Origin of the sequence: Pseudomonas sp. TH06 (assembly GCF_016651305.1) — a bacterium.
Classification (GTDB): domain Bacteria; phylum Pseudomonadota; class Gammaproteobacteria; order Pseudomonadales; family Pseudomonadaceae; genus Aquipseudomonas.
Genome location: NZ_JAEKEC010000001.1, coordinates 1251518 through 1263866 on the forward strand (window position 1 = coordinate 1251518; position 12349 = coordinate 1263866).

General features: G+C 59.9%; 12 protein-coding genes and 1 tRNA gene. 2 read left to right on the forward strand and 11 right to left on the reverse strand.

Going from position 1 to position 12349, the window contains the following annotated elements; translation table 11 throughout:
- Positions 1 to 29: 29 nt before the first annotated feature.
- Positions 30 to 1472: an NADP-dependent succinate-semialdehyde dehydrogenase gene (gabD, locus tag JFT86_RS05520; protein ID WP_201236040.1), complete on the reverse strand. Its 1443-nt coding sequence runs from the start codon at positions 1470 to 1472 to the stop codon at positions 30 to 32.
- Between the two features lie 442 nt (positions 1473 to 1914).
- Between gabD and JFT86_RS05525 the strand changes: the two genes are divergently transcribed.
- Positions 1915 to 1991, forward strand: a tRNA-Arg gene (locus tag JFT86_RS05525).
- A gap of 76 nt (positions 1992 to 2067) precedes the next feature.
- On the opposite strand, the gene JFT86_RS05530 is transcribed toward JFT86_RS05525, so the two are convergent.
- From JFT86_RS05530 to JFT86_RS05560, 7 genes are all read right to left on the reverse strand, one after another.
- Positions 2068 to 2376: a type II toxin-antitoxin system RelE/ParE family toxin gene (locus JFT86_RS05530; RefSeq protein ID WP_201231905.1), complete on the reverse strand. Its 309-nt coding sequence runs from the start codon at positions 2374 to 2376 to the stop codon at positions 2068 to 2070.
- Positions 2373 to 2672 (reverse strand): type II toxin-antitoxin system Phd/YefM family antitoxin, encoded by a 300-nt coding sequence (locus JFT86_RS05535; protein WP_201231904.1) that lies wholly within the window; start codon positions 2670 to 2672, stop codon positions 2373 to 2375. The genes JFT86_RS05530 and JFT86_RS05535 overlap by 4 nt, the downstream gene beginning before the upstream one ends.
- Positions 2673 to 2930: 258 nt before the next feature.
- A complete protein-coding gene (locus tag JFT86_RS05540; RefSeq protein WP_201236041.1) occupies positions 2931 to 3200 on the reverse strand; it encodes a hypothetical protein in 270 nt (89 codons plus the stop codon).
- 20 nt (positions 3201 to 3220) lie between these two features.
- Entirely contained in the window at positions 3221 to 3826 is a 606-nt protein-coding gene (locus JFT86_RS05545; protein ID WP_201236042.1) for a hypothetical protein, read from the reverse strand.
- On the reverse strand, positions 3823 to 4434 hold the full coding sequence (locus tag JFT86_RS05550) for an RNA polymerase sigma factor (RefSeq protein ID WP_347340306.1): 612 nt from the start codon (positions 4432 to 4434) through the stop codon (positions 3823 to 3825). Before JFT86_RS05550 ends, JFT86_RS05545 begins: the two co-directional genes overlap by 4 nt.
- Entirely contained in the window at positions 4435 to 6120 is a 1686-nt protein-coding gene (locus JFT86_RS05555; protein ID WP_201236043.1) for a VWA domain-containing protein, read from the reverse strand.
- Positions 6121 to 6207: 87 nt separating this feature from the next.
- On the reverse strand, positions 6208 to 6771 hold the full coding sequence (locus JFT86_RS05560) for a YbhB/YbcL family Raf kinase inhibitor-like protein (RefSeq protein WP_201236044.1): 564 nt from the start codon (positions 6769 to 6771) through the stop codon (positions 6208 to 6210).
- Positions 6772 to 6910: 139 nt separating this feature from the next.
- Here JFT86_RS05560 and JFT86_RS05565 point away from each other — a divergent pair, with 139 nt between their 5' ends.
- Positions 6911 to 8437, forward strand: coding sequence for an apoptosis inducing factor family protein (locus JFT86_RS05565; protein ID WP_201236045.1), 1527 nt, complete (start codon positions 6911 to 6913; stop codon positions 8435 to 8437).
- Positions 8438 to 8463: 26 nt separating this feature from the next.
- Here the strand turns inward: JFT86_RS05565 and pgaD are convergent, their stop codons facing one another.
- Genes pgaD through pgaB form a run of 3 tightly spaced genes read right to left on the reverse strand, consistent with a single transcriptional unit; the run spans position 8464 to position 12348 of the window.
- Positions 8464 to 8997 (reverse strand): poly-beta-1,6-N-acetyl-D-glucosamine biosynthesis protein PgaD, encoded by a 534-nt coding sequence (pgaD, locus tag JFT86_RS05570; RefSeq protein ID WP_201236046.1) that lies wholly within the window; start codon positions 8995 to 8997, stop codon positions 8464 to 8466.
- On the reverse strand, positions 8994 to 10349 hold the full coding sequence (gene pgaC / locus JFT86_RS05575; protein ID WP_201236047.1) for a poly-beta-1,6-N-acetyl-D-glucosamine synthase: 1356 nt from the start codon (positions 10347 to 10349) through the stop codon (positions 8994 to 8996). Before pgaC ends, pgaD begins: the two co-directional genes overlap by 4 nt.
- Before the next feature lies 1 nt (position 10350).
- On the reverse strand, positions 10351 to 12348 hold the full coding sequence (gene pgaB / locus JFT86_RS05580) for a poly-beta-1,6-N-acetyl-D-glucosamine N-deacetylase PgaB (RefSeq protein WP_201236048.1): 1998 nt from the start codon (positions 12346 to 12348) through the stop codon (positions 10351 to 10353).
- Position 12349: the final 1 nt, after the last annotated feature.

Genomic DNA, 12349 nt, shown 5'->3' on the forward strand with positions numbered 1-12349 from the left:
TTTGCGTTTGCAGCGATCCCTTTCCCGGCTTAGATGCCCAGGCAGAGGTATTTGATTTCCAGGTAATCTTCGATGCCGTACTTGGAGCCTTCACGGCCCAGGCCCGAGGCCTTGATGCCGCCGAACGGCGCGACTTCGTTGGAGATCAGCCCGGTGTTGACGCCAACCATGCCGTATTCCAGCGCTTCAGCAACACGGAACACACGGCCCAGGTCGCGAGCATAGAAGTACGAAGCCAGACCAAACTCGGTGTCGTTGGACATCGCGATCACTTCGGCTTCGTCTTTGAAGCGGAACAGCGGCGCCAGCGGACCGAAGGTTTCTTCCTTGGCCACTGCCGCGTTTTTCGGCACGTTGGTGAGGATGGTCGGTTCGAAGAAGTTGCCTTCCATTTGCTTGCCGCCGGCCAGTACGGTGGCGCCTTTGGCCACGGCGTCAGCAATGTGCTCTTGCACTTTGGCGACAGCTTTTTCGTCGATCAGCGGGCCAGTGGTGGTGCCGTCTTCCAGACCGTTGCCGATCTTCAGCTTGGCCACAGCCACTTTCAACTTCTCGGCGAACGCGTCGTAAACCGAATCCTGAATGTACAGGCGGTTGGCGCAGACGCAGGTCTGGCCGTTGTTGCGGTACTTGGAAATGATCGCGCCTTCGACGGCCTTATCCAGGTCCGCGTCGTCGAACACGATGAACGGCGCGTTACCGCCCAGTTCCAGCGAGACTTTCTTGATGTCCTTGGCGCATTCCGCCATCAGTTGACGACCAATTTCGGTCGAACCGGTGAAGGACAATTTGCGCACGATCGGGTTGCTGGTCAGCTCGCTGCCGATGTCGCCGGCGCTGCCGGACACCACGCTGAACACGCCGGCAGGAATGCCCGCACGCTGGGCCAGCTCGGCCAGTGCGAAAGCGGAGAACGGAGTTTGCGATGCAGGCTTGAGCACCATGGTGCAACCGGCAGCCAGCGCCGGGCCGGCTTTACGGGTGATCATTGCGGCCGGGAAGTTCCACGGGGTGATCGCGGCGGTCACGCCGATTGGCTGCTTGATCACGATCAGGCGCTTGTCTGGCTGATGGCCCGGGATCACGTCACCGTAGATGCGCTTGGCTTCTTCGGCGAACCACTCGATGAACGAAGCGGCGTAAACGATTTCGCCCTTGGCTTCGGCCAGCGGCTTGCCCTGCTCGAGGGTCATCAGGCGAGCGAGGTCGTCCTGGTTCTCGATCATCAGTTCGAACCAGCGGCGCAGTTTACCTGCACGCTCTTTGGCGGTCAGTGCACGCCAGGCCGGCAGCGCCTTGTCAGCGGCTTCGATGGCACGGCGGGTTTCGGTAGCGCCCATTTTCGGCACGGTGCCGAGGATTTCGCCGGTGGCCGGGTTATTGACCTTGATCGTCTGACCGTTGTCCGCATCGACCCAAGCGCCATCAATGAAGGCTTGCTGGCGGAACAACAGGGTGTCTTTAAGCTGCATGTCGGCTTTCCTTAACAGCACCGCGGCCTGCGCGGAGCAAATTATGATTGTAGAAAGGCGCCTCGCAAGGCTGCCGTCAGGGAAATCTGTGACCGGATGAGGCGCTTCAATAGTGCACGACTCGAAACACCTGCGCTTCAACACCCGATCATCGAGCGTTTGAAATCTCAAACGGATCGTAGGAGCAAAGGGGTTAAAGGACAATAGGACGTTCGAAAAAAAGAACAAAAACGGCGTATTTGTGGAAATTTTCAGATCAACGCGCAAAAAGCATCCGCCGCAGCGAAACCATAGAACAGACCCACGAAAGCGCCAAGCGAGGGTTTTGCAGGACGTTACAGCTTTATGGAATGCAGGCACTCAAACCGACACGCGCACTGACAAAACCCGCCGAAACCCAGCATGGACGCCCCGAGCCGACCTAGGTATGATGTCGCCCGCTGCACCAGTAGCTCAGCTGGATAGAGTACTGCCCTCCGAAGGCAGGGGTCGTGGGTTCGAATCCCGCCTGGTGCACCACTGATTTAAACGAGAAAGCCCCGGACTGTGATGGTCCGGGGCTTTTTTGTGGGCGACTGTTTTTCAGCTGTTCTGGCTATCGATCCGGATTGTTGGGATCAAATAGTCGAGCAATGTCTCGCGCGCTGTGGAGAACCCGCTCTATCTGAATATCGCTCTCAACAATCGAGTAAAAAATCAGGTATCGACCGTGAGTAATCATTTTCACCCCTTTGGCACAATCCTCTCGGGAAATTCCTTGATTCGGCTGGCTGGCCAATTGAACACAGCGCACACGCAACTCACCTACAAAGCTTCGAGCACGTCCGGGGTTGTCGCGAGCAATGTACCGGGCGATCTGCTGCAAATCCTCTCTTGCAAATGCGGAGAATAACAATCGCCTCATAAACGATTTTGCTCAGCTTCGATGTCATCTATAAGCGCATCAAGCTCAGCAAAAACGGTGTCGGCAGCGACCGCCGGACGAGGATCATTGCGACTTGCAGCAATCGCTTCACGCAACTCAGCCGCTCGCAAACGATCCAGCAATTCCTGATAAGTCGCATGCGCCAACAAGTAGGCAGCGGGACGATTATGGTTAAGAACCGCAATAGGTTCCGAGCCAGCCTGCTCGATCACGGAGCTAGGGCTGCGTTTCAATTCGGTAATGCTCACCGAGCGACTTGCTAGCAGTTGCTCCATGACGGCTCCAAAGGTACGAAAAATAGTACCTTATAGTGCTCTTTTTTGGCGTGAACGGTCAACGCGCAACGCGACTGATGTAATTCAGTACTCATTGGCTGCACGCGTTTCAAAACCGACTGTTACGTGCGAATGCAGATCGGCTTTGATTCGATGATCGAGTGTGTCGTTCTTCCCATTCACTTGAGCAATGTAGTCGGGCGTCATCGTAAGCAGAGGTTTGGATATTTTTGAAAATGAACCTCGGGCAAATCGGCGTCACTCCGTCGTCCAGTCAAACTCATCGTACTCATCGTCAGCTTCTTCCTCCTCAGCCTCCTCCTCAAAAACCTCGTCTTCCTCAACGACGTCTTCTTCCGACTGACTCAGCAGAAACTCCTTACGCGCTTCGGTAATCGCGCGCCGCATCTGCTCGCCCTTTTCCGGGCAATTGAGGAGTTGGGCGATGCGGTCGATTTTTGGTGCCACGGTGTTCTCCAGCGATTCAGCTATGGCCCGATAGTGCGCGTTTTTGCCGGGCAATGCCAAATGGCTGGGGGATCAAGCGCTCATTTTTCCTGCAACTGTTCGAGTCGGGCGTCGAGGTCGGCGTTCGGGTAGCGTTTGTGCAGGTTTTCATACAGCGTATCCGCGGCTTGCGCCTGACCGGATTCGCGCAAGCGCAGGACTTCGCGCAGTTGTTCGTCAAGACCATTGGCCGGGGCAACGGCGCGTTTGGCGGCTTTGGTTTGGTCGGCGGTGTCGGCGCTGAAGGCTTCGCTTTGCATTGGCGCAGCCATCTCCATCATTGGCGCAGGTGCGGGCCGAGGGGCTGCCGGGGCAGACAAGCGGTGCAGTTGCGCGCCACCCGGTTCGGCCATGGGTACCGAGAGGCTAGGGGCCGGGGTGTAATCGTATCGAGGCAGCGGCTCGGGCGTGCGTTGCACCAGCGATAACATCAGGGCCACAGCCACTACGCTGGCGAACGCGACTTGCCAGCGCGGTTTGCGGCAAGCGTCGAGCCAGCGTTGCCACAAGCCTGGTTTCGGGGCCGGGGCGTTGCGGTGGGCAGCATTGAGGATCAATGCATCGAGGTGCGCAGGCGGTTCGCTGCCTTGTTGCTCACGATAGTGCTTGAGCAGTTGCTCTTCGGGTGTCTGGCGGGCGTCGTTCATGTCAGTACCTCCTCGGCCAGCAGCCGACGCAGTTTTTGCTGGGCGTAGCGCAAGCGGCTCTTGACGGTCTCCAGCGGTGTTTCGGTGAGGCTGGCGATTTGTGCCAGGTCGAGGTCGCCGTGGGCGCGCAGCAGGAACACTTCGCGCTGGTCAGCGGGCAGGTTTTGCAGGGCGTTTTCCAGGCGCTGGTTGTCGCGGCTGAGGTTCAGCAGTTCTGCAGGATCGGTCGACTCATCGCTGACAGCGTGAACCTGTTCATCGTAACTGTCGTGCAGCGGTTGTTGGGTACCGTGTTTGCGCCAGTGATCGATCAGGCGATTGCGGGCTATCTGGAACAGCCACGTACGAAATGTCGCCCGTCCTTGTGGCTGACTGGCACTGCGGATCAGGCTCAACCAGGTTTCCTGAAAGACCTCGTCGGCCAGTTCCGGTTTGCCGCTCAAGCCCAGTAAAAATCGATACAGGCTCTGACGATGGCGCCCGTACAAAATCTCGAACGCCGCGCCGTCACCCTCGCGGTAGCGCGCCAGCAGCGATTCATCGCTGCTGGCGGTCGGGCTGTCTGGCGAAGCAAACAGCTGACTGATAAAGCCTTTCAGACGACTCACTTATTCAACCCGTCGTTCAGTGGGCAGCGTATTCGATGCGGTGGTGTTACGCAGGCTCTGCGCCAGTTCGACCAGTTGCACAAACTCGTTACGCAGGCCAAAACGGTCGTTGCCACGGGCACCACGGGCCAATGCCTCGGTGTCTTTCAGGCTGAAATCGCCGGTATAGCGACCGTCCTTGAGCTGCTGGGAAAACGCGGCAACGGCGGCGGCAAAGCGCAGGTCCTCGCTGGCCGATGCGACCTGATTGGCAATCGGCCGCTCGATCAGCAGACTTTTCCCACCTTCAGGCTGTTGATAACGCACACGCAGCATCGCCAATTCCCCGTTCTTCCCGGAAACAACCGACTCCGACTTAGCGTAACGCAGCGGCTCCAGCCAGCCCTTCTCCCCCGCCGGAACAATTTCGTACAGCGCGGTCACCGTGTGTCCTGCGCCGATTTCGCCAGCATCGACTTTGTCATTGCTGAAATCCTCACGTTTCAAAGCGCGGTTTTCATAGCCGAGCAGACGATACTCGCTGACCTGCGCCGGGTTGAATTCCACCTGCAATTTGACGTTTTTCGCCACCACGGAGAGGGTCGAGCCGAGTTGATCCACCAGCACCTTGCGCGCCTCGCGCAGGTTGTCGATGTAGGCGTAGTTGCCGTCGCCGGCATCGGCCAGTTGCTCCATCAAGTGTTCATTGTAGTTATCCACACCAAAACCCAGGGTGGTCAGGGATATCCCGGTTTTGCGTTTATCCACAGCCATTTGTTTCAGGCTGTCGAAGTCGCTGACACCGACGTTGAAGTCACCGTCGGTGGCCAGCAGGATGCGGTTGATGCCTTTGGCGATAAACGCCTGTTGCGCCATTTGATAAGCCAGTTCGATGCCGGAGGCGCCTGCGGTCGAGCCGCCTGCGGTCAACTGATCAATGGCTGTACGAATTTTCGCTTTCTCCCGTCCAGATGTCGGCTCCAGCACTACTCTCGATTCGCCGGCATACACCACCAGCGATACGCGATCCTGCTCGCGCAATTGATCGACAAGCAATTTCAGCGTGCTCTTGACCAGTGGCAGACCTTCGCGACGATCCATCGAACCCGACACGTCCACCAGAAACACCAGATTGGCCGGGGCCAGTTCAGCAACCGCGCGGTCGGACGCCTTGATACCGATGCGTAACAGGCGCGTGTGCGGGTTCCACGGCGAAGCCGCCAGTTCGGTGGTCACGCCAAACGGCGAGCCATCACTGGGCAATGCGTAATCGTAGGGAAAGTAATTGACCATTTCTTCCAGTCGCACCGCGCCTTCCGGCGGCAGACGCCCCTGATTGAGCAAGCGGCGGACGTTGGCATAAGCGCCCGTGTCGACATCGGCGCTAAAAGTCGAAACCGGAGTTTCGGCGACGCTGTGGATCGGATTGTCGGCAAGCGATTGATATTGCTCACGCGGCTCGTCGCGATAGCCCTGTGGATAACTATCATCACGGGGCATGGGCGCAAAACCAGGATTGGGCAGGGTGTACACGGCACGCTTGGCCAGTGAGACTTCGGCCTTCACCGCTTCCTGTGCAACAGGCGGCGCAGACGGAACGGGCACCCGCACAGCGCCGGTTTCCGGCGTGGAAGAAGCGCCGCAACCGGCGACGGCCAGCAGCACACCGACCGCTACAGGTCGCAGAAAAGACAGAGGAAGGGACATGGGGCTGACCTCGGGATGAAAGTGATCATTCATCCACTGAGACGGGCAGCCCTTTCAGTTCGGGTTAAACACCGCTAAAAATATTTTTCAGCGGTGATAACGCCGCACCACGCTACTGTTGCGCAGCACATGGCCTTTGATTTTTTCCATCAGCTCGGCGCGGGTCAGTCCGGCAGGCAAGGCGTCCGGCGCAAGATCCAGAGCGTAAATCTGGATGATGTAGTGGTGCGCGCTGTCGCCAACCGGAGGGCACGGCCCCATGTAATGGGTGTTGCCCTTGCTGTTCGTGCCGCCGACGCCCTCGAAAGCGGATTTGGCGCCGACACCCGCCGCGATCTGGTGAGTCGTGGCTTTGATGCCGTAATGAATCCAGTGATCGACGCCCAGGCCTTTCTGGCCGTCCGGGTCGTGCATGACGATCGCGTAGCTCAGGGTGCCGGCAGGCCCGGCGTTCCAGCTCAATGCCGGCGACTGGTTCTTGCCGCCGCAACCTGCCGCATCGCTGGCCGCCGCCGAGGTGAACAGGCGATTGTCCGAGACACCGGGGATGTCGAGGGTGAAGCGCTCCTGGGCTGCCTGCGCCGAAAACTGCACGCAAAGGGCAACGGCAACGGCCGCCAGCCAAGGGTTGAGAGAGGTCAATCGGGTCATTCCGGGAGCACCTTGTGCAGTGAGGCCGTCGTCGGCTTGCAAACTATAGCCGTACCGTTCGTGCCGTGGCAGTAGCAAATGGCTGAACCTCGCACTGTCGCGCAAACTCGTAAGAGAAATGCCCGCGAGGAAGCCGAATATGTCCCTGCACCGTGTCGCCCGTTTCGCCGATGTCCCTGAAGACCGTGGTCTGGAAGTCAAAATAGGCGAGTGCAAGATTGTTTTGCTGCGCACGGCCGGTCAATTACGGGCATTTCAGGGTGAATGCCCACATGCCGGCGCGCCATTGGCTGACGGCGCGTTGTGCCACGGACGCCTGATCTGCCCGTGGCACAAGGCGGCGTTTCGCATCGAGGACGGCGCGTTATGCGAACCGCCAGCCCTCGACAGCCTCAAGCGCTATCCGCTGGAACTGCGTGGCGAAGAGGTCTGGGTAGACGATCAACCGCTGCCCGACCCGCACACGACTCCCGCCGATGACCCGCGCACGTTCGTCATCGTCGGTTCGGGCGCGGCGGGGACTGCGTGTGCGGCGGCTCTGCGTGAAAAGGGCTTTGGCGGCCGTATCGTGCTGATCGACCGTGAGCCGGATGCCGGTTACGACCGCACCGTGTTGAGCAAATTCGTGCTCGCCGGTGAAATGCCGCCGGACGAAACTCCAGCGTTGCGCGATGACGATTTTTATCGCGAACAACACATCAATCGGGTCGCAAGCGAAGTCGTCGGGCTCGACGTCGAGAGCAAAACTCTGCACTTGAAGGATGGCCGGACGCTCAATTACCACGCAGCGGTACTCGCCACCGGTGCCACGCCCAATGCACTGGAACTGCCCGGTGCAAACCTTGCGCAAGTCTTCGTTCTGCGCACCAAAGCCCAGGCCGAAAAAATCATCAACGCCGCGAAGCCTGATCAACGCGCAGTGATTATCGGCGACAGCTTCATCGCCCTCGAATGCGCCTCGGCGCTGCGCCAGTTCGGCCTCGACGTCACGGTACTCGCGCGCCATGCAGTGCCCTTCGCGGCGCAATTCGGCGAAGCGGTGGGCAAGGCGATCCGCGCTCTGCATGAAGAAAACGGTGTGAAATTCATCACCGAGCACGAGGCCACAGAGATCATCGGGGACGGCAAAGTCGAGGCGGTGTTGCTGGACAACGGCTTGCGCCTTTCGGCCGATCTGGTGCTGGCAGGCATCGGCGTACAGCCGGCCACTGAGGCTTTCGCGTCGTTACCCCGGGAGCAAGATCTGTCATTGCGCGTCGATGACGGCATGCGCGTGACCGAAGGTCTCTGGGCGATTGGCGACATCGCCACATTCCCGCTGAACGGCCAGCCTCAGCACATCGAACACTGGCGCCTGGCCCAACAACACGCACGGATCGCGGCGGCCAATATGCTCGGGGGCGAGGAGCATTACCTCGATGTGCCGTATTTCTGGACCTGGCATTTCGGCAGGAATTACGACTACCTCGGCCATGCCGAACACTGGGATGAGGTGGAGTTTCTCGGCGCCCCCGAACGGCCGCCCTTCATCGGTCTATTTAGCCGCAACGGCATCGTTGTCGCCGCCGTAGCGTGTGAGAAAGAACGGGCGATGGCGATGCTGGCTGAGCGCATGAAACAGCCGCTGTCCATTGCAGAGGCGTGGAAACTGATCCGCGATCAATGACCCTCTCCTACATTGGATTACCGTAATCAGGTCGACCGATTGACCGGATCGCGGTTGTCGTCATCCTCGGCGTGCAGAAAAATCACTCGCGGGTGCTCGATTGGCGCCAGTGGCGGCGGCAACTCTGCCTGCTGCACCGGCCAGAAATGCGTCACCACGTGGCTGATATCGCCTTCCTGATCGTTGTGAATGGTCATCACCCCCGGCGTACGGAGTTTCTGAAAGCGGTCATCGCAAAGCTTGAAGCTCTTGCTCAGCCCTTCGTCGTCGATCACCGGCGAAGGCAAACGCCGCTGGGCAAAACTCCTGCTTTTGCGCTGCTGATAGCGCGCCCAGGAAATCAGGATCACCGCATTGACCAATGCCACCCACAGGTAAATCTGCAACGTACCCAGCGCTTCGAACGCCGAGTTGTCGATGCGCGGCCCGCCGGCATGGGTTTCGATCAGCGGCCAGAGCCCGCGTACCAGCAGAAACAGCAGGCCAATCCACGCCAGCACAGTGAGAATCACATCCACCACAACCAGAAACGGTCGTTGGCGGGTCCGGATGATTTTCATTTGATGACCTCCTCTTCGTCGTCCCCGACCGGTTTGATCCCCCGGTCAGGGCTGACCCAGCGCGCACGTTTCTGATGCTGGCCGAACAGCACTTTGGGAAAACTGACCAGCGTGGTCAGCAGGCTGATGAACCAGAACACCAACGGATACCAGACCACCCAGAACATGGTCCTGCCCAGACCCGGCTCGTAGCGACGGTCAATGATGATGCTGACGGCGAACTGCACCAGGCAGACAAAGGCCAGCAGCAGGCCGGTAAACGCCGGGGGCATCAGGTGATCCACCGCGATGGCTTCCGGCATGACCACGAACTTGCCGACGCCCCAGAAAATCACCGACAACAGGAAGGTGAAGGCCCAACCGGTCGACAGGCAGTATTCGAACAGCAGCGGCCACAGGTAGCGATGGCGGTACTGCCAGATGCCGCGAATGTTCTTGAACAGCACTTCGGCACCACCCTGTGCCCAGCGCAAGCGCTGCTTCCACAGCCCGCCGAGGGTTTCCGGCATGAGAATCCAGCACAGCGCGCGCGGCTCGTAGAAGATGCTCCAGTGATCGAGTTGCAGCTTCCAGCTGATGTCGATGTCTTCGGTGATCATGTCCGGGCTCCAGTAGCCCACCCGGTTCAGCGCGGTGCGGCGGAACGCGACGATCACTCCGGAGACGGTGAAGATCCGTCCGAACACCCGCTGCGTACGTTTGATCAGACCGATGATCGACGAGAACTCACCGACCTGCACTCGCCCGACCAGCGTCGACCGCGTGCGAATCCGTGGGTTGCCAGTCACCGCGCCCAATCGTGCGTTGTCGAGCATCGGCGCAACCAGATAGGCCGCGGTGTTCGGCGCCAACAGCGCATCGCCGTCGATGCACACCAGATACTCACTGCGCGCAGCGATGGCGCCCATGCGCAGAGCGACAGCCTTGCCCTGGTTTTCCGCCAGATGCAGCACACGCAGGCGCGGATCTTCCTTGGCCAGTCGGTCGAGCACTTCGGCGGTGTTGTCCTTGGAACCGTCATTGATCGCGATGACTTCGATGTTCGGGTAGTGCTGGGCCAGCGCCGCGTGGATCGTATCGGCGGCGTTGTCGCCTTCGTTGTAGCAAGGGATCAGGATCGAGATCAGCGGCTCGCCTTCCAGCGGCGGCGGCAGCGTGTCGTCCTTCCACGGCCAGTGGCGCTCCCAGTGCAGCCAGAAATACAGGCCGCCGGCAATCCACAGCCCGGACATGAACAACGGGTAGAAGAACACGAAGTCCATCAGGAACTGCCCGGTGACCAGGAAGATCAGCCCCAGCGGTACGCCGAGGACAATCGCCAGAACAAGCAGGGCTAACAGTCTATCCAGCATGTCATGGGTTCCATTTGTTGGAGAGCGCAGGCCTTACGGTTTTCAGGTCCGGCAGGTTGTCGAGGAAGTTGTCCGGGTAGTAACCGAAACTGGTCGCGCCCTGACGCTTGAGGCGACCCATCCAGTCCGCGAGATGCGCGCCATCGATATTGGCCTGATCCTTTTTCGTCCAGTCCCTGGCCTGCAATTCGAACACCGTGCGGTCCAGCGCCCCCGGGCGTTTCTTGACCGTGGCCACCAAGGCTTCCAGCCACGGACCGGACTCTGCCTGGGTCTGCTTTTCCATCAACGGCATCGCCATCGGTGCCGTCCAGTCGTAGGTCGCGAGGAAGTCGTCGAGGTTCTGCGCGTACCATTCTTCGCTGTGTGGATTGAGCATCGGCTCGGCGAAGATATTGCGCGCGGTCAGCACCTGCGGGCCGCGAATCGCGCGGACTTTGGCGGTCAGCTCGTTGGTGAAGTCGATGAGGTATTTGCTCTTGAAGCGCGTCCAGCGTTGCATCGCTGCCGGGTCATCGCGCATCGCGGCAATCGAACCGGGCAAACCCTGGGCGGCGTAGGCCTTCAACGCTTCAGGGCTGGCATCTTCGAAGTCCGAGAGCACCGCGTCGTCGTGATAAAGGATTCCGTCGACCGAGGTCAGGCGCGCCACGTCTTCGTAGATTTCGCCGATGATCCGCCGCACTTCCGGATCGAACGGCGACAGGCGCTGATACTGCGCCGGATCGACCGAGGTGGTGCCGGTTTTCGGGTCCCAGCGCGTCACACGCGGCAACTTCGAATCGAGGCCGAAACTCAACACCGGCATCCACGCAAATACCTTGACGTGAGCCCGAGTGCGCAACTGCCAGGCGACCCGGTCAAAGATGTCCGCACGCACCGGCAAGTGGCGGTTGGGGAAGTACAGCGAATGCACCAGCCCATCGCCTTTCGGATCGGCGAAGGCTTGCAGGAATACCGTGTTGGCGCCCATGTCAGCCATGCGCTGCACCAGTTTGCCAAGGTTGATGTCCTGCTGCGCCGGATCCGGATCGTAGACGTTGTCCAGATCGACATGCACCACGCGCATGGCGAAATCCGACTGCACCGCAACGACGCTGTTAGCGAAATGCTCGCCGTCAGGATCGGAGGCGACGAGGAAGCGCGGGCTGCTCATCAGGTTATCGAGGGCATCGAGACCGTCGTCGAGGGTCAGGGCCATTTCGTAGCCTTCCTCGCCGACCACGGTCAGCGAAGTGCCGTCCGCCGTGCCGTACGGCCAGACCCAGACGCGTGGCTTTTTACCGGTGACCTTGCGGATCTTCTCCGAGATGTTGTTCACGTCGGTGCGAATCCGCGCCTGGAAATCGGCCTCGGATTCGTAGCGTTTGGTCACTGGGTCGTAGCGCCGGGTCGCAGCGGCGGGCTGCATGTTGCCCTGCGGGTTGGCGAGGATGCCTTTGTGGTTGGCGTCGGTGTGGGCAGCGATTTCCACCAGCCCGGATTGCGAGATTTCACGCACCTGATCCCAGGTCAGGAAGTCGGAACGCGCACGCGGGGCACCGGCGAAATCCACCGGTTGATTCAGTGGCGTGTCGATCCAGGTGCCAACTGGCGCCAGCAACGCGTGCCAGTTGTAGGCGCGCAAAACCGGCAGCACACGGGTATAGAAGCTCGAATAGCCATCGTCGAAGCTGAGCAGAATGGCTTTCGCCGGCAGCTCCGGGCCACCCTTGCGCGCCGCCATGATCTGGTCGACTGTCACCGGTTTGTAGCCATTTTCACGCAGCCAGGCGAGTTGCTCGATCATGCGCTCGGTGCGCACCGCCACCACGGCCTGATCGGGGTCGCGGTCTTCGACGTCGTGATAGGCAATCCCGAGCACGTGATTTTTCGGCCACGGTTTTTCACTGGCCGCCAGCGGACGCTCGGACGGCGGCGCGAAGGCCGGAGCTTGCTGGGCGCAGGCGCTGACCAGCAGCACTCCCAGCAGAAGGATGAAACGCGAAATCAAAGGCATC

What these genes read in the sequence shown, in the direction of transcription:
- JFT86_RS05530 (WP_201231905.1), bottom strand. Translation starts at nt 2,376, where the DNA reads ATGAGGCGATTGTTATTCTCCGCATTTGCAAGAGAGGATTTGCAGCAG.
- JFT86_RS05545 (WP_201236042.1), bottom strand. Translation starts at nt 3,826, where the DNA reads ATGAACGACGCCCGCCAGACACCCGAAGAGCAACTGCTCAAGCACTAT.
- pgaC (WP_201236047.1), bottom strand. Translation starts at nt 10,349, where the DNA reads ATGCTGGATAGACTGTTAGCCCTGCTTGTTCTGGCGATTGTCCTCGGC.
- gabD (WP_201236040.1), bottom strand. Translation starts at nt 1,472, where the DNA reads ATGCAGCTTAAAGACACCCTGTTGTTCCGCCAGCAAGCCTTCATTGAT.
- pgaD (WP_201236046.1), bottom strand. Translation starts at nt 8,997, where the DNA reads ATGAAAATCATCCGGACCCGCCAACGACCGTTTCTGGTTGTGGTGGAT.
- JFT86_RS05535 (WP_201231904.1), bottom strand. Translation starts at nt 2,672, where the DNA reads ATGGAGCAACTGCTAGCAAGTCGCTCGGTGAGCATTACCGAATTGAAA.
- JFT86_RS05560 (WP_201236044.1), bottom strand. Translation starts at nt 6,771, where the DNA reads ATGACCCGATTGACCTCTCTCAACCCTTGGCTGGCGGCCGTTGCCGTT.
- pgaB (WP_201236048.1), bottom strand. Translation starts at nt 12,348, where the DNA reads ATGCCTTTGATTTCGCGTTTCATCCTTCTGCTGGGAGTGCTGCTGGTC.
- JFT86_RS05555 (WP_201236043.1), bottom strand. Translation starts at nt 6,120, where the DNA reads ATGTCCCTTCCTCTGTCTTTTCTGCGACCTGTAGCGGTCGGTGTGCTG.
- JFT86_RS05565 (WP_201236045.1), top strand. Translation starts at nt 6,911, where the DNA reads ATGTCCCTGCACCGTGTCGCCCGTTTCGCCGATGTCCCTGAAGACCGT.